The sequence below is a fragment of the Trinickia terrae genome (assembly GCF_005144415.1).
Classification (GTDB): Bacteria; Pseudomonadota; Gammaproteobacteria; order Burkholderiales; family Burkholderiaceae; genus Trinickia_A; species Trinickia_A terrae.
In genome coordinates, this window is sequence record NZ_SWJE01000001.1 from 672,000 (window position 1) to 692,630 (window position 20,631).

19 protein-coding genes are annotated in these 20,631 nt (G+C 64.4%); 5 read left to right on the forward strand and 14 right to left on the reverse strand.

The window, feature by feature from the left end; genetic code table 11:
• Positions 1–10: 10 nt before the first annotated feature.
• Positions 11–340, forward strand: a complete 330-nt coding sequence (locus FAZ69_RS33735; protein ID WP_240702078.1) for a helix-turn-helix domain-containing protein — start codon at positions 11–13, stop codon at positions 338–340.
• On the opposite strand, the gene FAZ69_RS03070 is transcribed toward FAZ69_RS33735, so the two are convergent.
• Positions 303–1,007: a helix-turn-helix transcriptional regulator gene (locus FAZ69_RS03070; protein ID WP_136892516.1), complete on the reverse strand. Its 705-nt coding sequence runs from the start codon at positions 1,005–1,007 to the stop codon at positions 303–305. The two genes, FAZ69_RS33735 and FAZ69_RS03070, sit on opposite strands and share 38 nt — an antisense overlap.
• 634 nt (positions 1,008–1,641) lie before the next feature.
• Between FAZ69_RS03070 and FAZ69_RS03075 the strand changes: the two genes are divergently transcribed.
• On the forward strand, positions 1,642–1,965 hold the full coding sequence (locus FAZ69_RS03075; RefSeq protein ID WP_136892445.1) for a DUF4148 domain-containing protein: 324 nt from the start codon (positions 1,642–1,644) through the stop codon (positions 1,963–1,965).
• Between the two features lie 40 nt (positions 1,966–2,005).
• Here FAZ69_RS03075 and FAZ69_RS03080 read toward each other — a convergent pair whose 3' ends face one another.
• Positions 2,006–2,446 carry a CBS domain-containing protein gene (locus FAZ69_RS03080; protein WP_136892446.1) on the reverse strand — a complete coding sequence of 147 codons (441 nt, stop codon included), beginning with the start codon at positions 2,444–2,446 and terminating at the stop codon, positions 2,006–2,008.
• Between the two features lie 221 nt (positions 2,447–2,667).
• On the opposite strand from FAZ69_RS03080, the gene ribA reads away from it, so the two are divergent.
• On the forward strand, positions 2,668–3,318 hold the full coding sequence (ribA, locus tag FAZ69_RS03085; protein ID WP_439654739.1) for a GTP cyclohydrolase II: 651 nt from the start codon (positions 2,668–2,670) through the stop codon (positions 3,316–3,318).
• 134 nt (positions 3,319–3,452) lie between these two features.
• Here ribA and FAZ69_RS03090 read toward each other — a convergent pair whose 3' ends face one another.
• The 3 genes from FAZ69_RS03090 to FAZ69_RS03100 form a co-directional block, all read right to left on the reverse strand.
• Entirely contained in the window at positions 3,453–4,505 is a 1,053-nt protein-coding gene (locus tag FAZ69_RS03090) for a cytochrome P450 family protein (protein ID WP_136892448.1), read from the reverse strand.
• Between the two features lie 40 nt (positions 4,506–4,545).
• Positions 4,546–5,160: an acyl-homoserine-lactone synthase gene (locus FAZ69_RS03095; RefSeq protein WP_136892449.1), complete on the reverse strand. Its 615-nt coding sequence runs from the start codon at positions 5,158–5,160 to the stop codon at positions 4,546–4,548.
• Positions 5,161–5,414: 254 nt separating this feature from the next.
• Positions 5,415–5,858, reverse strand: coding sequence for a DUF4902 domain-containing protein (locus tag FAZ69_RS03100; protein ID WP_136892450.1), 444 nt, complete (start codon positions 5,856–5,858; stop codon positions 5,415–5,417).
• A 73-nt stretch (positions 5,859–5,931) separates the two neighbouring features.
• On the opposite strand from FAZ69_RS03100, the gene FAZ69_RS03105 reads away from it, so the two are divergent.
• Positions 5,932–6,651: an autoinducer binding domain-containing protein gene (locus tag FAZ69_RS03105; RefSeq protein ID WP_136892517.1), complete on the forward strand. Its 720-nt coding sequence runs from the start codon at positions 5,932–5,934 to the stop codon at positions 6,649–6,651.
• 21 nt (positions 6,652–6,672) lie between these two features.
• On the opposite strand, the gene FAZ69_RS03110 is transcribed toward FAZ69_RS03105, so the two are convergent.
• From FAZ69_RS03110 to FAZ69_RS03135, 6 genes are all read right to left on the reverse strand, one after another.
• Positions 6,673–7,875 (reverse strand): enoyl-CoA hydratase/isomerase family protein, encoded by a 1,203-nt coding sequence (locus FAZ69_RS03110; protein ID WP_136892451.1) that lies wholly within the window; start codon positions 7,873–7,875, stop codon positions 6,673–6,675.
• Complete coding sequence (locus FAZ69_RS03115) at positions 7,872–8,663, reverse strand: enoyl-CoA hydratase (RefSeq protein ID WP_136892452.1); 792 nt, start codon at positions 8,661–8,663, stop codon at positions 7,872–7,874. Before FAZ69_RS03115 ends, FAZ69_RS03110 begins: the two co-directional genes overlap by 4 nt.
• A complete protein-coding gene (gene mmsB / locus FAZ69_RS03120; protein ID WP_136892453.1) occupies positions 8,660–9,556 on the reverse strand; it encodes a 3-hydroxyisobutyrate dehydrogenase in 897 nt (298 codons plus the stop codon). The genes FAZ69_RS03115 and mmsB overlap by 4 nt, the downstream gene beginning before the upstream one ends.
• Before the next feature lie 16 nt (positions 9,557–9,572).
• The gene (locus FAZ69_RS03125) at positions 9,573–11,105 is read right to left on the reverse strand and encodes a CoA-acylating methylmalonate-semialdehyde dehydrogenase (protein ID WP_136892454.1); all 1,533 of its coding nucleotides are present in this window, start codon (positions 11,103–11,105) and stop codon (positions 9,573–9,575) included.
• 75 nt (positions 11,106–11,180) lie between these two features.
• Entirely contained in the window at positions 11,181–12,881 is a 1,701-nt protein-coding gene (locus tag FAZ69_RS03130; RefSeq protein WP_136892455.1) for an AMP-binding protein, read from the reverse strand.
• Between the two features lie 89 nt (positions 12,882–12,970).
• The gene (locus FAZ69_RS03135; protein ID WP_136892456.1) at positions 12,971–14,104 is read right to left on the reverse strand and encodes an acyl-CoA dehydrogenase; all 1,134 of its coding nucleotides are present in this window, start codon (positions 14,102–14,104) and stop codon (positions 12,971–12,973) included.
• Between the two features lie 132 nt (positions 14,105–14,236).
• Between FAZ69_RS03135 and FAZ69_RS03140 the strand changes: the two genes are divergently transcribed.
• Entirely contained in the window at positions 14,237–15,295 is a 1,059-nt protein-coding gene (locus FAZ69_RS03140; protein WP_136892457.1) for an AraC family transcriptional regulator, read from the forward strand.
• 249 nt (positions 15,296–15,544) lie between these two features.
• Here FAZ69_RS03140 and prpF read toward each other — a convergent pair whose 3' ends face one another.
• From prpF to prpC, 3 genes are all read right to left on the reverse strand, one after another.
• A complete protein-coding gene (gene prpF, locus FAZ69_RS03150; protein WP_136892458.1) occupies positions 15,545–16,735 on the reverse strand; it encodes a 2-methylaconitate cis-trans isomerase PrpF in 1,191 nt (396 codons plus the stop codon).
• Positions 16,736–16,816: 81 nt separating this feature from the next.
• On the reverse strand, positions 16,817–19,414 hold the full coding sequence (gene acnD / locus FAZ69_RS03155; RefSeq protein ID WP_136892459.1) for a Fe/S-dependent 2-methylisocitrate dehydratase AcnD: 2,598 nt from the start codon (positions 19,412–19,414) through the stop codon (positions 16,817–16,819).
• A gap of 83 nt (positions 19,415–19,497) precedes the next feature.
• A partial coding sequence (gene prpC, locus FAZ69_RS03160; RefSeq protein ID WP_136892460.1) for a bifunctional 2-methylcitrate synthase/citrate synthase occupies positions 19,498–20,631 on the reverse strand: 1,134 nt, incomplete at its 5' end.

Here is a 20,631-nt window from a genome sequence, read left to right on the forward strand (position 1 = left end):
GGAGGCAATCATGTCGAGCGTCAACCTTTACTCCGTCGAACCTCAAGAGCCGCGTCCGCCGGCCCACCTTGAGATTGATAGCAACTTTATCCAGGCTTATCGCAAGAAAGTTAAGGAAAGCCAGAAGCGCTTCTGGTCACGCTTTGGCGTGACGCAATCACGCGGCAGCCGATTCGAGCTCGGCGCGAGCATTCCGAAGCCGGTCATGATTCTGCTTCGGCTTTATTTTGAAAAAATCATTTCGGAGGACGACATTTCTTATGTTTCTCAAGTGCGTCCTCAGGCGCGCTGGCCGAAGGTGATCAGTCAGGATCTATCAAGCCCATTCGGGTCGCCTTGACCGCTGCCGCACATCTTGAACTGACGCCGAACTTGGTGCGAATGTTGGTCATGTGGAAATTGACCGTAGCTTCGGAGCAATTGAAGATCTTTGCGATTTCCCAGGTCGATTTTCCTTGCGCCGTCCACTTCAGGCATTCGCATTCGCGCGGCGTCAGTTTCGGAATGAGCGATTCCGTGTGATTGCTCAGAAACCGCTGGCTGATGTCGAACGCGACGTCGCGCAATAGCGCTAGCATCGGCAAATCATGCTCTATGCGAGTCGATATATCGCTGCTTGGGGCGTCGCTTGAGACGAAGCACAACATTCCCGACTCTTGCTTGGGCCCATGAATTGGCAACGTGACGCCGGTTCGCAAACCATGGTACCGGGCTTCTTCGTATAACCGCTGTTGCCGCTCCTCGACGAATAACGACGAAGACCAGACGAGCGGTCGCGTGTGCGTCCAACTGTGCAAGACAGTGGGGTCGACCCTGACGAATTCCTCCGCAACGTACGTCTGCCACCATTCGGCCGGGTAGTTGAACCGCAGATAGGCTTCGACGTGTCGCATCCCGGGACGGGGTAGCACTGCAAATAGCGTGCGATCGAAGCCGTATTGCTCCCCCAATGCAGAAAGCGCTTGGAACCACGATTTCTCGTCTTTTGCTTGCCAAAGCGGAGACATCGGTTCCATGAATTGTCGTGGCATTACACCCTCGGAGGTCAGAAAGGCCATGCGTGGCGAACCGTCTGATTCGCTTGCGCTGGATGGGCTCTAGTTGTAAATCCAATTGCCCCAGCGGAGAAATCATACCAGACAAATGCATCTTTAACTGCTTATCCTCGACCATCAAACTCGAGTGTCGATGTTTGATGAGCTGCCGAAAGATATGCATCCGTTTGATTTCATCTCACTCGAGAGCAAAGCCGTTAGCACCGGCGTGAGTAGGGTAGCGCGGATTGAATTGCAATGGCATGCGATTCGTCGCGACGCAATATCGCAGCCGAGGCGGCACAAAAAACGGCCTGATTAGACATTCGCACCAAACAATCTTTGAGGTTTGCATGGATTGTCGTTCGGTTTTGCGAGTCCCGGGAGAATCTGTTTCTGGCTAGATTTTTCCAGAGAGCGAGTATTAATGCGAAACATGTCGTATATCTCGAGGGGTGTGCCGTTTGGGAGATCCATTCTTTCTGAGATTGCAAAAGTGCATATCCGAGATAGGTATTTTTACCCGAGCAAGCACTGCCTAGACTGAAGTTAATCGCTTAAGACATCACGCCGACAGCGACTTAACCAAGATTTGGAGGTAATCACCATGAGATCGATCGTCTATGCTGCCGTGCTCGCCACTGTCCTTGCCGCGCCGGTGGCTTCGTTTGCTCAATCCGCGGAGCCCGTGACCCGCGCGCAAATGCGTGCGGAACTCGTGCAATTGGAAAAGGCTGGCTACAACCCCGCATCCGACAATCTTATCTATTCGGCCGACATCCAGGCGGCCGAGCAGCGCGTCCACGCACAAAGTCGGCAATCGGCCAAAGCCGACACGAGCGGCTACGGGCCGCAAGTGACCGGCGCTGTGCAGTCGGGCGGCCCGTCGGCAAACGCGAACGGTCCGATGTCGGTCTACTTCGGCCGTTGATGTACGGCTGTCGACAAGCGTGGCGCGTGCGGCGCCGCGCTCAGGTATGCGCCCCTGTGATGTAGTGCTCGAGCTGCTGGATCGTGAACTGCTGCTCCGAGATGATGTCTTTCACGAGGTCGCCGATCGACACCATGCCCACGAGCTTGCCGTCGTCGATGACCGGCAGGTGCCGCATCCGGTGCTCGGTCATCAAAGCCATGCAGTCTTGCGCGGTCTCGCTCAGGCGCACATAGCGCACCGACGTGGTCATGATGTCGCGCACGGGCGTCGTCTTCGACGAGCGGTCCATCAGCACGACCTTGCGCGCGTAGTCGCGCTCGGTGACGATGCCGACGATATCGTCGCCTTGCGTGACGATGAGCGCACCGATCTGCCGCTCGGACATCAGCTTGATCGCGTCGAATACCGACTTGTCGGCGGTGATCGTCACGACGGCCTGGTTAGGCTTGGACTTGAGGATTTGCGCAACGCTTGGCATGAAGGTGGCTCCATTTGGGTGTGAAGGGGCACGGTCAAGCAGGCTTTCGTTCCAGTATAGGCGTTGCGGGCGCCGTCTCGTGCCCGGGCAGACCCGGGCATGTTGGCGAGAGCGCAAAAGAGCGTGTCCAAACCGATATTAGGATTAGCGGTAAACTTCGGTTCCGCGTACCGGTTGCCGGTACCCCTTGAAATCCTGACTTCGCGCCACTGCTTATCGCCATGTCCACGCCTTACACTCCGTCGCCTGCCGACGGCGCCGCTACCGAAGAATGCGTCACGCTCGCCGCGACGGCGACTCTTCCGACCCGTTACGGCGTCTTCGCCTCGTACGCTTTTCGCGTTACCGGCGGCGATGCCGAGCATCTGGCGCTCGTGATGGGCGAGGTGGGCGATCAGCAACCGGTGCTGGCGCGCTTGCACTCGGAATGCCTGACCGGCGACGTGCTGGGTTCGTATCGCTGCGATTGCGGTGAGCAACTCGACCTGGCGCTGCGCTACATCGCCGCAGAAGGTCGCGGCGTGCTGCTGTATTTGCGCGGGCACGAAGGGCGCGGCATCGGCCTGTCGAACAAGATCCGCGCCTATGCGCTGCAGGAGCAGGGGCTCGATACCGTCGAGGCCAATCTCGAGCTCGGCTTGCCCGACGACGCGCGCGAGTACGACTCGGCGGCCGCGATCCTGCGCATCCTCAAGGTGACGTCGGTGCGACTGATGAGCAACAACCCGAAGAAATTCGATACCTTGTCGAAGCACGGCATTCCGGTCTGCGAGCGTGTGGCGCTTGCCATCCCGGTGCGCGAGGAAAACGAGCGCTACATTCGCACGAAACAGGTCAAATTCGGGCATTACTATTTCGAAGAGAACGAATAGGCTGTGGGCAGGGTGTTGTTCAAACCGCTTTCTGGCGTGGGTTTCGCGCCGACGCCGTACATGCGGCAGTCGCTGCGGCGCTGAGGTATCGGTGATCCGCGACTGTGCGGGGATGGAATGCGCAGCCTGAATGTTCACATGCGGAGACGCAGCACGAGATGCTCGGAAGCATTCGATTCTGGGCGCATCCGGCGCGCAGCGCGAGCGGTACAGTCAAAGTTCGGCAACAATACCTCGAGCACCGCCTCCGCTTGCACTTGAGCGAGCGGGGGCATGATTTGCGGAGTCGCTACGTGTCGCGACGCCCTGGCGACAAAAGAGCGAATCGCGTCGGGCTGCGCGTTCAATTCGATCGCGAGTTCGCGCTGTTCGAGAAGCAGATTGGTGAGATGACCAATTAGGGCGGGCGCAGTCTCGCCACCGGCGCGAAGGAGCCGCATGCCCGCAATGACAGCTTCACTTTCGATCGATCCGAGCGTCGGCTTCCAGGCGAGTTGGAGCGACGCGAACAAACTCGGCATACCAGCGACGTTGCGCGGCTGGCGGTAGGCGCTTGCGAAGATCCGGTGCAGTTCGTCGAAGGCGTCGACGGCGCTACGAACGCCCGCAGCCGATAGCTTGTCTGGCATTAGGGCGGCGGCCCGGAGCGTGCGGCTTAGATGCTGAAGCCTGCGGCTTTGCTGCTCCGCCAAGCCACTCCATTGGGCCATCACGTGAGGCCATAGCGGTATTGCGATTTCTTCGATGAGGTCGACGGTCGAGCGCCCGTGAGAGTGAATCAGCGTCAGCCGGTTTTGCACGGCGGTGCGGGCGCAGGCGCGCAGTGCTGCCAGTGCCGCAAGCGAGCACGCGCTGGCTTCCCATGCGCCGTGGTGGCCGGATTGGCTGTCCTCCTCCGGTGCCAGCACGCGAGCGACGTCAAGCCAAACACGCGCAGGCACATCGATGCCCCAGTGCCGGGCCCGCGCTTGAAGCGCCGCTGGCACGATTCCGGCGCCGGAACGGCAATTCTTCCGTGTGGCGTCGATATCGTGGCGCTCCGTCAGCATGGCAATGCCGCCGTTTTTGTGCACAGGCCTTGCCGGACTCCGCCGCATATCGAGCCGATACCCGGCGCCGAGTGGGGCTGGATCGAGCAGGGTTTCGGGCATCGAGGAAGACGGCGGCGACGGAACAGTCGGCGTCATACAGGCAATATCGTTTGACTAATCGGGAGCGTCGTACCGGTCAAGCCGCCAGCGCCGGCGCAACCGTGCAAAGCGACGGATCGAGATTCAACGCGCCGAGCGTTTGAGCATCGATATCCATCAGGAGCGCGACCACCATCCTGCCATCGATCCGTTGCGCCGGCCCGGCGCGGTGCACGTGCAAGCCGATCCGGCGAAGGAGCCGCTCCATGCTAAGAAATGTCACGGCTATCAACTGTCGCGCACCGCGCTTTGCCGCGCATTCCACCACCGCCGCCATCATCGGGCGCATGGCACAGGCGGCGTCGGTGTCAGCGGGGTCGGATGCGTCTGGACTCGCCGCCAAGCGTGATACCTCCCAAACGTCGCTCGAGTTGGGCGCAGGCATGCCATCAGCAAGAAGGAAGGGGAATTCCTGCAGCAAATAAGGGCGATTGGTAGGCAGCAACCGTGCGCAGCCGCAGATCGATCCGGATTCATCGTGAGCCACCACGTAAACGGTATCGTCCCGGTCGTATTGATCGCGCTCGAGATGCTCGTCGGCGCCCGGCAAGTCCCAGCCGAGCTGTTGCACGAAAATTCGATGGCGATAATGCGCGAGAGCCGTGTCGAGGTGCGCGGGCATACGCCCGTCGCCATGAATTGACGTTTGCATAGATTCCTCTCGGGTGCTTTTTAATGAGCCCATTAAATCGCGCACCCTGAAGACATGAAACTGTCAACGTTGACAGGCGTTTGCGTGTGATGACGGCGGTTTTGCGTTCGAAGACGACGTAATTGAGATGGCGAGCATCAATTCATAATGCGATTGAAATGAGCCCGGAGTTTGCTTATAAATAGATCTGGGGAATTTTTTGAGATGGGATGTTGGGCGGGGCGGGGCGAGTGTAGAGAAGCGGGGAGACGGCGTTACTGGATGCTGGGGCCGTGCGTGGACAGATAGCCATGCTGCATGAGCGTCGCATTGGCGACCGTGTTCCGCCAGTTCAGTTGCGCGAGTCTCCGGATCAGCGCATTGGCTGTGCCCGTCATGCCGATGTCGAGGCCGCGCTGGTTAACGCACATGATGTTGCTTCTGACATCGTTCCAGGCAACGAGAAGCACGCCGGACGCGCGGTCGAGATACCAGTCCCATCCCACCGAGATGTGCGCCGCTCCAGGGCGCCGCAATCTCTGCCATTCCGTGTAGCCTGCGCGCACCGCATCGACGTCGCTAGCGCGCAGGTCCCAGAGCAATGATTCGTCGACGCCGGAGTCAACGTGGATCAATTGCAAGTCTGCGAGCACGTCTTCCCGAACACGGACATAGCCATCGGGAGAAGGACTACGCAGAGATGCACAAGAGGGTTTCATGCTTGGACTGTACCAGCCTGCTGGCGTGATGAGACCTGCTAACTATGACAGTCTTTCGATGTGCGGGGAAAAAATGGAGTTGATATGGCAAGACGCTTTTCAGCGGTTTCACAGTGCGAAGAACGAGCAGCTTCTGTTTGCGGAGATCGCTGATTTCTCCAAGCAGCTCGGCTTCGAGTATTGCTGTTACGGAATTCGCGTCCCACTGCCGGTATCGAAGCCTTCGGTGGCGATCTTCGATACGTATCCGAAGGGGTGGATGAAGCACTATCAGGAGAGCAACTACATCGAAATAGACTCGACTGTACGCGCGGCGATGAGTACCACGGGCCTGATCGTGTGGCCTGACTCGCCGCCCGACGATTCGCCCCAGCTATGGGAGGACGCGCGCGACTTCGGGCTTGCGGTTGGTGTCGCGCATTCGAGTTGGGCCGCGCATGGTGTATGCGGACTCCTGACGATTTCACGATCTTCCGATCTGCTGACGCCATCGGAGATCAACGATCTGACGCTGAAAACGAACTGGCTCGCGAACATGGCGCATACGCTGATGAGCCGGTTTCTCGTGCCGAAGCTCGCGCCCGAAGCGAGCGTTGTGCTGACGCCGCGCGAGCGCGAGGTGCTGTGCTGGACCGGGGAAGGCAAGACGTCGTGCGAGATCGGGCAGATCCTCAACATTTCGGAGCGCACGGTCAACTTCCACGTCAACAACGTGTTGCTCAAGCTCTCGGCCACCAACAAGGTGCAGGCCGTCGTCAAGGCGATCGCGATGGGACTCGTCGATTCGCCGTGAGCAAAGCGGCGGCAGCGGCTGCTAGGCCGCGAGCTTCGATGCGCGCCGTTGCGGCAGTGCGCCCAGTTCCGCGAGCGGATGCCTGTCGCTCATCCATGGCGAGCGCAGGAAGTGCCGCTCGCGTTCGATGCGCACCTCGGCGAGCGTCGCGGGCTGCCATCGCGGTTGACGGTCCTTGTCGACGAGATGCGCGCGCACGCCTTCGCGGAAATCCCCTTCTTCGATCGCGCGCGTGGCGATGCCGAGCTCCATGCGGAAGCATTCGGCAAGCGTCATCGAGCGTCCGCGCAGCAGGGCTTCGCGCGTGACCTGCAGCATCGTCGGCGAATGCGCATTGAGCGCGTCGAGCGTCGCTTGCAGCCAGGTGCGAAGTTCGCGCGGCGGATCGAGACGAAGGTCGGCGGCGAGTGATGCGGCCATCTCCATCACGCTCAGGCGAGGCGCGAAGTGCTTGACGATGAGCGGCATGAACGCGTCGAGGTTTGCGTGCGGCGTGATGTTCGCGGGCGGAATGAAGACGTCTGCGAGGGCGCGTTCGACATCGGTATCGGGCATGCGCTGCAGGCGCGCTTCGAACGTGCGCAGCCATTCGCCCGGCACGCACGCATCGGCGAGGCGGCAGCGCACGGCGTCGGCGCCGGAGAGTGTCGCGCCGGTCAGGCCGACGTACAGCTCGAGCTCCACGGGCATCACGCTCAGGAAGCGTGTTGCGCCGACGTCGGGCACGAAGCCGATGCGCGTCTCCGGCATCGCGATCTTGCTGCGCTCGGTGGCGATGCGCAGTGTCGCCGCTTGCGAGAGCCCCATGCCGCCGCCCATCGTGATGCCGTCCATCAGCGCGACGATCGGCTTCGGAAACGCGTGCAGCGCGAAATCTAGGCGGTATTCGTCGATGAAGAATTGCTGCCACGCAGAGGGCGTATCCGTGAGCGGCGCGGCGCTGGCGTGATAGAGCGCGCGCACGTCGCCGCCTGCGCAGAAGCCCTTGTCGCCCGTGCCGCGCAGCACGAGCGCGACGATCTTGTCGTCGCCGCGGCAGCGTTCGACTTGCTCCGCCAGCTCGAGCACCATCTCGTGCGACAACGCATTCAACGCGTGCGGCCGATCGAGCGTCAGGATGGCGACGCGATTGACGACGTGGCAAAGCACGCGTCCCTGCGATGGGGCTTCCGGCGATTGCGCGGCCTGAACCTGAACCGCCGGTGCTTCGACGCGCTCGTTCACGGATTATCTCCCTGGCTCGTGCTCCAGTGCGGCGCGCGTTTTTCGAGGAAGGCGTTGACGCCTTCGCGTTGATCGCTGCCATCGAACAGATCGACGAAACGCTCGCGCTCGAGGGCGAGCGCCGCGCCGCGGGGCACGCCGTTGCGCGCCTGATGAATCAGCGTCTTGCTGGACGTCACTGCCTGCGGGCTCAAGGCATTCACTCGCCGCGCCATCGCCATGGCCGCATCGCGCGACGCGCCGCGTTCGACGACTTCCTCGACGAGATTGATGCGCAACGCGGTCTTCGCATCGACGCGCTCGCCCGTCAGGATGATCCGCTTGGCCCAGCCCTCGCCGACGAGCCAGGGCAGCGTCTGCGTGCCTGCGCCGCAAGGCAGGAGGCCGACGCCCGGCTCGGGCAACGCGAGCTGCGCGTGCTCCTCGGCGATGCGGATATCGCACGAGAGCGCGCATTCGAGCCCGCCGCCCATCGCGTAGCCATTGATCGCCGCGATCACCACCGCGCGCGCGTTCTGCAGGGCTTCGAAGGTGGCGCCGAAGCGTTGCGCCGCTACGCGTGCGTGGGCGCGGTCGCCATCGGCGAATTGGTTGAGATCCGCACCCGCGCAGAAGAACTTCGGGCCGTCCCCGGTGATGACAATCGCGCGCACGCGCGGCTCGTCGTTCAGCTGCTCGATCGTGCGCTGCAATTGCAGCAGGCCTTCCGCCGTGAAGGCGTTGGCGGGAGGGCGCTTCAGCGTGATCAGTGCGATGCCCGGCTCGCTCGCGGTATCGAGTTCGATCATCGCTTGGCTCCAACGTCGTGGTACAGCTTGATGACGGACGAGAAGTCGAGGCCGCCGTCGCCGTGCTTGCTCATCGTCTGGTAGAGCTGCTGCGCGAGCGCACCGAGATAGACGGGCTGCTTCGCGGATTTTGCGGCGTCGGCGGCGAGGCCGAGATCCTTCAGCATCAGGTCGGTGCCGAAGCCGCCGGTGTAGCCGCGCGAGGCCGGCGCGGTCTCGACGATGCCGGGGTAGGGGTTGTAGGTGTCGGAGCTCCAGCAGCGGCCTGTCGACGTGTTGACGATCCCCGCCAGCACCTTCGGATCGATGCCGAGTGCGACGCCCAGCGACATCGCTTCGGCCACGCCCGCCATCGTGATGCCGAGCAGCAGGTTGTTGCAGATCTTCGCGACCTGTCCCATGCCGGTGTCGCCGCAATGGACGATGTTCTTGCCCATCGCCGCCAGCATGGGCTTGACCTGCTCGTAGACGCCGGCGTTCGCGCCCACCATGAAGGTCAGGGTGCCCGCTGCCGCGCCGCCCGTGCCGCCAGACACGGGCGCATCGACGAACGGGTTGCCGCGCTCGGCGGCGAGCTTGGCGAACGCCTGCGCGCTCGCGGGATCGATCGTGCTCGAATCGACGATCGTCGCGCCGCGCGCGATGCCGGCGAGCACGCCGTCGTCGGCGGTCAGCACGCGCTTCACGTGCGCGGCGGCCGGCAGCATCGTGACGACGCATTCGACGCCGGTGGCGGCGGCTTTCGGCGAGGCGCTCGCGCTCGCGCCGGCGTCGACGAGCGTTTGCACCGCGGCCTGGTTCAGGTCGAACACGTTCAGCGTGTGGCCGTTTTTCAGCAGGTTGAGGGCCATCGGCGCACCCATGTTGCCGAGGCCGATAAAGGCGATTTTCATCTTTAAGTCCTCTTGTTCAGCGCAGGCTGATCGTCGTGTTCACGCCGTCGCTCACGGTCGCGTCATCGAACCAGCGCGCGGTGACGGTCTTGGTCTGCGTATAGAACTGCACCACCTGCTTGCCGTACGGGCCGAGGTCGCCGAGCTTCGAGCCGCGCGAGCCCGTGAAGCTGAAGAACGGCACGGGCACGGGAATCGGAATGTTGATGCCGACCTGGCCGATGTCGATCTCGCTCTGGAACTTGCGCGCCGCCGCGCCGCTTTGCGTGAACAGGCCCACGCCGTTGCCGAACGGATTGCGGTTGACGAGGGCGATCGCGTCGTCGAGCGTCGGTACGTTCAGCACGATGAGCACCGGGCCGAAGATCTCGGTCGTGTAGATCGTCATGTCGGTGGTGACGTTCGAGAAGATGGTCGGGCCGATGAAGTTGCCTTGCTCGTAGCCCGGCACCTTGACGCCGCGGCCGTCGAGATCGAGCGTCGCGCCTTCCTCGACGCCCTTGCCGATCAGCGACAGGATACGTTCCTTCGCGCTCTTCGAAACGACCGGGCCGATATCGGTGCCGGCCTCGGTGCCTGCGTTGACCTTCAAGGTCTTCGCCTTCGCAACGAGCTCGGGCAGCCACGCCTGCGACGCGCCGACCAGCACCACCGCGGACGTCGCCATGCAGCGCTGGCCCGCCGCGCCGAAGCCCGCGCCGGCGAGCGCGTTGAGCGTCTGCTCCTTGTTCGCGTCGGGCAGCACCACGGCGTGGTTCTTCGCGCCCATCATCGATTGCACGCGCTTGCCGTGCTCGCTCGCGAGCGTGTAGACGTGCGTGCCGACGGCCGTGGAGCCGACGAACGAGATCGCCTTCACGTGCTCGTGCGTGCAGAGCGCGTCGACGGCCTCCTTGCCGCCGTGGATCACGTTGAGCACGCCGCGCGGCACGCCGGCTTCGATCGCGAGCTCGACGAGCGCCATCGTCGAGAGCGGGTCCTGCTCGGACGGTTTCAGCACGAACGTATTGCCGCAGACGATCGCCATCGGGAACATCCAGAGCGGGATCATCGCGGGAAAGTTGAACGGCGTGATGCCTGCGCAGACGCCGAGCGGCTGGCGCAGCGTATAGGTATCGACTGCGCCGGCGACGTTCTCGGCGAACTCGCCCAGCTGGAGGGTGCCGATCGAGCAGGCGTGCTCGACGACTTCGAGGCCGCGGAAGATGTCGCCTTCGGCATCGGGCAGCGTCTTGCCTTGCTCGGCCGTGAGGATCTTCGCGATGCGCGGCATGTGCTCGCGGATCAGCGCCTGGTATTTGAGCATGATGCGCACGCGCGCGCCGATCGGCGTCGTCTTCCATTGCGCGAACGCCGCATGCGCGGCGCTCACGGCGGCGTCGATTTCGGCGGCCGTCGCGAACGGCACGCGCGCGAGCACTTCCTGCGTCGCCGGGTTCACGATGTCGCGCCATTCGTTCGTCGACGATTCGACGAACTCGCCGTCGATCAGCAGTTTGACGCTCGGCACGGCCGACGGCTTGGCAGCGGTGGACGGAATTGCGCTCATTGACAGGCTCCTCATGTGGGTCGTCCCGGCGCGCGGCCGGGGATAGGGAATGGGGGAACGGAAAGCACGGCTTGCTCAGCGCAGTTCGGGGAAGTCTTCTTCCCAGAACTCGCCCGCAGCGCGCGCGGGCGTCTCGCCGCGCTCGATCTCGCGGCGGCGCAGTTCCACGCGGCGGATCTTTCCGGAGATCGTCTTCGGCAGCTCGATTACTTCGATGCGGCGAATCCGCTTGTACGGCGCGAGCTTTTCGCGCGAGAAGCGGAACACGCTCTTCGCGAGCTCCGGGCCGAATTCGAAGCCATGGCGCAAGGCGATGAACGCTTTCGGCACGGCGAGGCGCAGCGCATCGGGGCTCGGCACGACGGCCGCTTCGGCGATCGCCTCATGCTCGATCAGCACGCTTTCGAGCTCGAACGGGCTTAAGCGATAGTCGGAAGACTTGAAGACGTCGTCGGCGCGGCCGATGTAGATGAAATAGCCATCGGGGCGGCGCACCGCGACGTCCGAGGTGCGGTAGCGGCCGTCGCGCATCACGTGCGCCGTCGCCTCGCGGTTGTTCGCGTAGCCGGTCATGAGGCCGAGCGGTGTGCTCGTGGCGAGCGGCAGGGTGATCTCGCCTTCGTCCGCAGGGTGTCCGTCGTGATCGACGAGCTCGATCCGGTAGCCGGGCATCGGCCGTCCCATCGAGCCGGGCACCACCGGCTGCCCCGGCGAGTTGGCGATCAGGCAGGTGGTTTCGGTCTGGCCGAAGCCGTCGCGGATCGTCACGCCCCACGCGTTGCGCACGCGCTCGATGATCTCCGGATTCAGCGGCTCGCCTGCGCCGACGATCTCGCGCAGCTTCACCGCGTACGACGCGAGCGGCTCCTGCACGAGCATGCGCCAGACGGTGGGCGGAGCGCACATCGTGGTGATGCCGTGCCTCGTGAGCGTATCGAGCGTTTCCTTGGCGTCGAAGCGCGTGTACTGGGAGACGAACACGCACGACTGTGCATTCCACGGCGCGAAGAAGCAGCTCCAGGCGTGCTTCGCCCAGCCGGGCGAGCTGATGTTCCAATGCACGTCGCCGGGCCGCAGGCCTACCCAGTACATCGTCGAGAGACTGCCCGCCGGGTAGCTCTGGTGCGTGTGCTGGACGAGCTTCGGCTTCGAGGTGGTGCCGGAGGTGAAGTAGAGCAGCAGCGGATCGGTGGCGTGCGTGATGCCGTCGGGCGTGAAGTGCGGCGATGCCTCGTAGCCGTCGGCGAAATCGAGCCAGCCTTCCTTGGCTTCGGCATGGCCGACGGCGATCTTCGTGAGCGGTGCATCGAGCGCTTCGAACTTCGCCATCTCCGCCGCATCGACGATCGCGAACTTCGGCGCGCCGACTTCCACGCGGTCGCGCACGTCGCTTGCCGAGAGTTGCGTCGTCGCGGGCAGCACCACCGCGCCGAGCTTGATCGCGGCCAGCATCGCGTCCCATAGCTCGACGCGGTTCGGCAGCATCAGCAGCACCCGGTCGCCGCGCGCGACGCCGATGCTGCGCAGATGGTTCGCGATGCGCGACGAGCGCTCGGACATCTGCGCAAACGACAGCTTCAGGCTGTTCCCCGTGGCTGCATCGACGATCCATAGCGCGGGATTGTCGTTGCCGCGCGCCATCGCGTCGAAGTAGTCGAGCGCCCAGTTGAACGCGTCGAGCTGCGGCCACGTGAACTCGCGATAGGCGCGCTCGTAGTCGGTTCGATGGCGCAAGAGGAAATCGCGCGCATCGAGGAAGCGTTGTGCTGCCGTCATCGTCGTCTCCTATGTCGATCAGAGTTAGCGCTTCAGCGCTTACGCCGATTCCATGCTTTCTTTATCGTCCCGCTCGTAGCGGGCGCGGTTCACACGTGCCGCGCGATCACCATGCGCTGCACTTCGCTCGTGCCTTCGTAGATCTGCGTGATGCGCGCATCGCGGTAATGCCGCTCGACGGGGTAATCCTCGAGATACCCATAGCCGCCATGAATCTGGATCGCGTTCGAGCAGATTTCCTCCGCGAGCTCCGAAGCATAGAGCTTCGCCTGCGACGCTTCCGACAAGCACGGCCTGCCGGCACTGCGCAGCCGCGCCGCGTGGTGCACGAGCAGGCGCGCGGCGTTCAGGCGCGTCTCCATGTCGGCGAGCATGTTGGCGATGGTCTGGTGCTCCTTGATCGTCTTGCCGAACTGGATGCGTTCGTTCGCGTACGTGCGGGCGGCGTCGAATGCGGCGCGCGCGATGCCGACCGCCTGCGCGGCGATGCCGATGCGTCCGCCCTCGAGATTCGACAGCGCGATCTTCAAGCCTTCGCCGCGCTCGCCGAGCAGGTTTTCCTCGGGAACGCGGCAGTTTTCGAGCGAGATCGGGCAGGTGTCGGAGGCGCGGATGCCGAGCTTGCTTTCGGGGCGGCCGACGTTGAAGCCCGGTGTATCGGTCGGCACGATGAACGCGGAGATGCCGCGTTTGGCCAATTCCGGGTCGGTGACCGCGAACACCACGGCGACACCCGCGCGGCTGCCATTGGTCACGAACTGCTTGCTGCCGTTGAGGACCCATTCGCCGTTTTCGAGCACGGCGCGCGTCTTCAGGTTGTTGGCTTCCGAGCCTGCTTGCGGCTCGGTCAGGCAGAACGCGCCGATGGTCCTGCCGAGCGCGAGATCGCGCAGCCAGCGCGCTTGCTGGGCATGGGTGCCAAAATTCAGAATCGGCCCGCAGCCGACCGAGTTGTGCACGCTCATCAACGTCGCGCAGGCGGCGCAGCCTGCGGCGATTTCTTCGAGCGCGAGCGCGTAGGCGGTGTAGTCGGTGTAGGTGCCGCCCCATTCGGGCGGCACGATCATGCCGAGCAGCCCGAGTTCGCCGAGCTGCGAGACGACTTCGCGCGGCAGCGCGCCTTCGCGGTCCCACTTGCCGGCGTTCGGCGCGAGGCGCTCAGTGGCGAACTCGCGCGCCGCGTCGCGGATCATCCGTTGTTCGTCGGTGTAGAAGTCGTCCATCACATCCGTTCCTGTCTTGCTGATTGTTGCGACAGAGTGTATGAAGGGCGGGGGCGGCTTTCGATGCTCAAGCCGATCAATTTTGTTGAGCGTATTTGCCATCGGCACTTGTGCCGATTCAACTTTGCTGCAATGCATAACGAAAAAGGGACTATCGCAGTCAGCCTCGTCGAAGAGGCCGTGCGCTGCGTCAAGCGGTGCGGCGCCGATCCGCAGCCGCTTCTGGAGGAGGCCGGCATCGCGCCGCAGCTATTGGGCTCGCCGCTCGCGCGCGTGTCGTCGGCGCAATACGGCGCGTTGTGGAATGCGGTCTGCCGCACGCTCGACGACGAGTTCTTCGGGCAGGACTCGCATCCCATGAGAAGCGGCAGCTTCATCGCGATGTGCCAGGCGGCGCTGACCGCGCGCAACGGCGCGCAGGCGCTCGCGCGCACGACGGGCTTCATGCGCTTCGTGCTCGACGACATGGGCGCGCAGATCGAGATGGTACGTGGCCGCGTGCGCTTGGCGTTCCAAGTGCGCGACGGCGCCGGCCCTAAGCAGATGTTCGCCTACGCGACCTACTTCATCCTCGTCTACGGCGTGGTGTGCTGGCTCGTGGGGCGGCGCATTCCGATTCTCGAGGCGCGCTTCAGCTGCCCCGAGCCCAAGGCCGGGCACGAGTACCGGTCGATGCTGTGCGACGACCTCAAGTTCGGGCAGCGCTCGTCGCACGTCGATCTGTCGCCGGAATTTCTCGAACTGCCGGTGATCCAGACTGTGAAGTCGCTGAAGCCGTTCCTGCGTGACGCGCCCGCGAGTTTTCTCGTCAAGTACCGCAATCCCGATTCGATTGCCGCGCGCGTGCGGCGCGCCTTGCGCGCGATGCCGATCGCCGAGTGGCCCGGCGCGGACGGGATGGCCGCCAAGCTGCGTTTTGCCGAAGCGACGATGCGTCGGCGGCTCAAGCAGGAGGGCTACACGTATCAATCGATCAAGGACGCGCTGCGCAGGGACATGGCGATCGCCGCGCTGCAGACGGGCGAGCAGACGATCGCGGACATCGCGATCGCGGTGGGATTTGCCGAGCCGAGCGCGTTTCATCGCGCGTTCAGGAAGTGGACGGGGGGGCGGCCGACCGATTATCGGCCGCAAGAGCGGGGTGCGCTGGAATCCCGGCTTGGTCCGGCGCGGCCGGCGCCAGGGCCATAGCCGCCTGGCGGTGCGCTATTTGCGCGGCGGAAGAAAGCGCGGCGGTTGCTCGCCGGTGTCGAGCGGCGCCGACAGTTTCTCCGGCACGGCCCGCCGTGTCGGCGTCGCCGCCGCCGACCGCGTAGACGGTCGCGAGCGTCGCGACGGCCGTTTCGCGCGCGGCGAACACCGGGATCAGCGAGAGGCTGATCTGCCAGTTGAAGCCGAGCGGCGTATGTCCGCTTCCTTTTGTTGCAAATCAAGTCCTGCCTAGAGCACGTCGCCCGGCACGCGCACCCATCCTTCCATCAGCACGCGGGCGCTGCGGCTCATGATGGCCTTGGTGACCGTCCATTCGCCGTCGATGCGCGCGGCTTGCGCCCCGACGCGCAGCGTGCCCGACGGATGCCCGAAGCGCACCGCATTGCGCTCGCCGCCGCCCGCGGCGAGATTCACGAGCGTGCCCGGAATGGCCGCCGCCGTGCCGATGGCGACCGCCGCTGTGCCCATCATCGCGTGATGGAGCTTGCCCATCGACATCGCGCGCACGAGCAGGTCGACGTCGGCGGCCGAAACGGGTTTGCCGCTCGATGCGACGTAATCGGCGGGCTTCGCCACGAACGCGATCTTCGGCGTGTGCTGGCGCGTCGCGATCTCGTTCAGGTCCTGGATCAAGCCCATGCGTAGCGCGCCATAAGCACGGATGGTTTCGAATTTCTGGAGGGCATCGGCATCGCTGTTGATCGCGTCTTGCAACTCGGTGCCGGTGTAGCCGATCGCCTCCGCATTGACGAAGATGGTCGGGATGCCGGCGTTGATCATCGTCGCCTTCAGTGTGCCGATGCCGGGCACGTCGAGGTCGTCGACCAAATTGCCGGTCGGGAACATCGCGCCCCCTGCGCCGTCTTCGTCAGCGGCCGGGTCCATGAACTCGAGCTGCACTTCGGCGGCGGGGAAGGTTACGCCGTCGAGCTCGAAATCGCCGGTTTCCTGCACGGCGCCATCGGTGAGCGGCACGTGCGCGACGATGGTCTTGCCGATATTCGCCTGCCAGATCCGCACCGTGGCGATGCCGTTTCGAGGGATGCGGCTCGCGTCGATCAGCCCGGAGGCGATGGCGAACGGCCCCACGGCGGCGGAGAGATTGCCGCAGTTGCCGCTCCAGTCGACAAAGGCTTTATCGATGGAGACCTGGCCGAACAGGTAGTCGACGTCGTGCCCCGGCTTGCGGCTCTTGGACACGATGACCGTCTTGCTCGTGCTCGAGCTCGCGCCGCCCATGCCGTCGATCTGCTTGCCGTACGGGTCGGGGCTGCCGATTACGCGCATGAGCAGCGCGTCGCGCGCGGCGCCCGGCACGCGCGCGGCTTCGGGCAAGTCCTGGAGGCGGAAGAACACGCCTTTGCTGGTGCCGCCGCGCATGTAAGCGGCGGCAATCTTGGTCTGCGGTACGTGGGCCATGGGGTGGATGTCCTGATGAAACGGAGACGGCGGGCGGCACTGTCGCGCCGCCCGCCGGCGATGGCTATGTACGTCCCTCGCTCAAGCCGCTTTCGACGACGATTCGAGGAAGTCCTGCGCGAAACGCTGCAGCACGCCGCCCGCCTCGTAGATCGAGACCTCCTCGGCGGTGTCGAGCCGACAGGTCATGGGCGCCTCTACGCGCTCGCCGTTCCTGCGGTGAATCACGAGCGTGAGATTGGCGCGCGGCGTGCGCTTGCCGATCACGTCGAAGGTCTCGGTGCCGTCGATGCCGAGCGTCAGGCGGTTCGTACCCGGCTTGAACTCGAGCGGCAGCACGCCCATGCCGATGAGGTTCGTGCGGTGAATGCGCTCGAACCCCTCGGCGACGATCGCCTCGGTGCCCGCGAGGCGCACGCCCTTGGCCGCCCAGTCGCGCGACGAGCCTTGGCCGTAGTCCGCCCCGGCGATGATGATGAGCGGCTGCTTGCGCTCCATGTAGGTTTCGATCGCTTCCCACATGCGCGTGACGCGGCCCTCCGGCTCGATGCGCGCGAGCGATCCCTTCTTGAGCTTGCCGTCGACGATCGCCATCTCGTTCACGAGCGTCGGGTTGGCGAAGGTTGCGCGCTGCGCGGTCAAGTGATCGCCTCGATGGGTCGCGTAGGAATTGAAGTCCTCCTCCGGCAGGCCCATTTGCGCGAGGTATTCGCCGGCGGCGCTGTCCGGGAGGATCGCGTTCGACGGCGAGAGGTGGTCGGTCGTGATGTTGTCGCCGAGCACTGCGAGGGCACGCAACCCGCGCAGCGTGCGTTCGCCCGCGAGCGCGCCTTCCCAGTAGGGTGGGCGGCGGATATAGGTGCTTTGCGCGCGCCAGTCGTAGAGCGGACTGATCGGCGCGCCGCCTTCGGCCGTCACGGCAAACATCGGCTCGTAGACCTGGCGGAACTGCTCGGGCTTGACGCTTTGCGCGACGATCGCGTCGATCTCCTCGTCGCTCGGCCAGATGTCCTTCAGGTAGACGGGCTTGCCGTCCTCGCCTGTGCCGAGCGCGTCCTGCTCGATGTCGAAGCGGATCGTGCCGGCGATCGCGTAGGCCACCACCAGCGGCGGCGACGCCAGGAACGCCTGCTTGGCGTACGGGTGGATGCGGCCGTCGAAGTTGCGGTTGCCGGAGAGCACGGCGGTCGCGTACAGGTCGCGCTCGACGATCTCCTGCTGGATCGCCGGATCGAGCGCGCCCGACATGCCGTTGCACGTCGTGCAGGCGAACGCGACGATGCCGAAGCCGAGCTGCTCGAGTTGGGGCAAGAGCTTCGCTTCCTTCAGATACAGCTCGACCGCTTTGGACCCCGGCGCGAGCGACGACTTCACCCACGGCTTGCGCGCCAGGCCGCGCGCGTTGGCGTTGCGCGCGAGCAGCCCCGCGGCGATCACGTTGCGCGGGTTGCTGGTGTTCGTGCAACTGGTGATGGCGGCGATGATGACCGCGCCGTCGGGCATCTGGCCGGGCACGTCCTCCCACTTGCCGGCGATGCCGCGCGCGGCGAGATCGGACGTCGGCAGCCGCTTGTGCGGGTTGGACGGCCCCGCCATGTTGCGCACCACGCTCGACAGATCGAAGTGCAGCACGCGCTCGTATTCGGCGTGCGCGAGCGAATCCGCCCACAGGCCGGCCGTCTTCGCATAGGTCTCGACGAGCTTCACCTGTTGATCGTCGCGGCCGGTCAGGCGCAGGTAGTCGATGGTTTGCTCGTCGATGAAGAACATCGCGGCGGTGGCGCCGTATTCGGGCGCCATGTTGGAGATCGTCGCGCGGTCGCCGAGCGTGAGGCTCGATGCGCCCCTTCCGCGGAACTCCAGATACGCGCCCACCACCTTTTCCTTGCGCAGGAATTCGGTCAGCGCGAGCACGATGTCGGTCGCGGTGATGCCGGGCTGGCGGCGCCCGGTCAGTTCCACGCCGACGATGTCGGGCAGGCGCATCCACGACGCCCGGCCTAGCATCACGTTCTCGGCTTCGAGCCCGCCCACGCCGACGGCGATCACGCCAAGCGCGTCGACGTGGGGCGTATGGCTGTCGGTGCCGACGAGCGTGTCGGGGTAGGCGACGCCGTCCACGGCATGGATCACCGGGCTCATCCGTTCCAGGTTGATCTGATGCATGATGCCGTTGCCCGGCGGAATCACGTCGACGTTCTTGAACGCCTGCTTGGTCCAGTTGATGAAGTCGAAGCGGTCGACGTTGCGGCGGTCCTCGATCGCGCGGTTCTTCGCGAACGCGTCCGGATCGAAGCCGCCGCATTCGACGGCGAGCGAATGATCGACGATCAGTTGCACCGGCACGACCGGGTTGACGAGCGCCGGATCGCCGCCTTGCGCGGCGATCGCGTCGCGCAGGCCGGCGAGATCGACGAGCGCGGTCTGGCCGAGGATGTCATGGCACACGACGCGCGCCGGAAACCATGGGAAATCGAGCTCGCGCTTGCGTTCGATGATCTGCTTGAGCGAGGCGGCGAGCGAATCGGGATCGCAGCGGCGCACGAGGTTTTCGGCGAGCACGCGCGAGGTGTAGGGCAGCGTGTCGTAGGCGCCGGGCTGGATCGCCTCGACTGCGGCGCGCGTGTCGAAGTAATCCAGCTTCGTGCCGGGCAGGGGTTTGCGATGTGCTGTATTCATGGCGTGGGGTGATACGCGAGTCGTGATCGTGAGGCGAGGGGACATGCGGGTTCGATCCCGCATTATCCCCTTTACTTTCCCGGTCAGCGCTTCTCGATTGGCATGAATTTAAGGTCTTCCGGGCCCGTGTAGTTCGCGCTCGGCCGGATGATCTTGTTGTCGATGCGCTGCTCGATGATGTGCGCAGCCCAGCCCGAGGTGCGCGAGATCACGAAGAGCGGTGTGAACATGGCCGTCGGCACGCCCATCATGTGGTACGACACGGCGCTGAACCAGTCGAGGTTCGGGAACATCTTCTTCACGTCCCACATCACCGTTTCGAGCCGCTCGGCGATATCGAAGAGCTTCAGGTTGCCCGCTTCCTTCGAGAGCTTTTTCGCCACTTCCTTGATGACCTTGTTGCGCGGGTCCGAGATCGTGTAGACCGGGTGGCCGAAGCCGATCACCACTTCCTTGTTCTCGACGCGGCGGCGGATGTCGGCTTCGGCCTCGCCGGGGGTCTGGTAGCGGGTCTGGATCTCGAACGCGGCCTCGTTCGCGCCGCCGTGCTTCGGCCCGCGCAGCGCGCCGATCGCGCCGGTGATCGCCGAGTAGAGGTCCGAGCCCGTGCCCGCGATCACGCGGCCGGTGAAGGTCGAGGCGTTGAACTCGTGCTCGGCGTACAGGATCAGCGAGGTGTGCATCGCGTCGACCCACGCCTTCGCGGGTTCCTTGCCGTGCAGCAGGTGCAGGAAATGGCCGCCGATCGAGTCGTCGTCGGTCTCCACCTCGATGCGCCGGCCGTTGTGCGAGTAGTGGTACCAGTAGAGCAGCATCGAGCCGAACGAGGCCATCAGGCGGTCGGCGATGTCGCGCGCGCCGGCGAGGCTGTGGTCGTCCTTCTCGGGCAGCACGGTGCCGAGCACCGAGACGCCGGTGCGCATCACGTCCATCGGATGCGCGGAAGCGGGCACCCATTCGAGCGCGGCCTTGACGTTCGCGGGCAGGCCGCGCAAGGCTTTGAGCTTGGTCTTGTAGGCGGTGAGCTCGGCTTGCGTCGGCAGCTTTTCGTGCACGAGCAGGTGGGCGATCTCCTCGAACTCGCAGGTGGTGGCGACGTCGAGGATGTCGTAGCCGCGGTAGTGCAGATCGTTGCCGGTGCGCCCGACCGTGCACAGCGCCGTGTTGCCCGCCGTCACGCCCGAGAGCGCGACCGATTTCTTCGGCTTGAAGCCGGG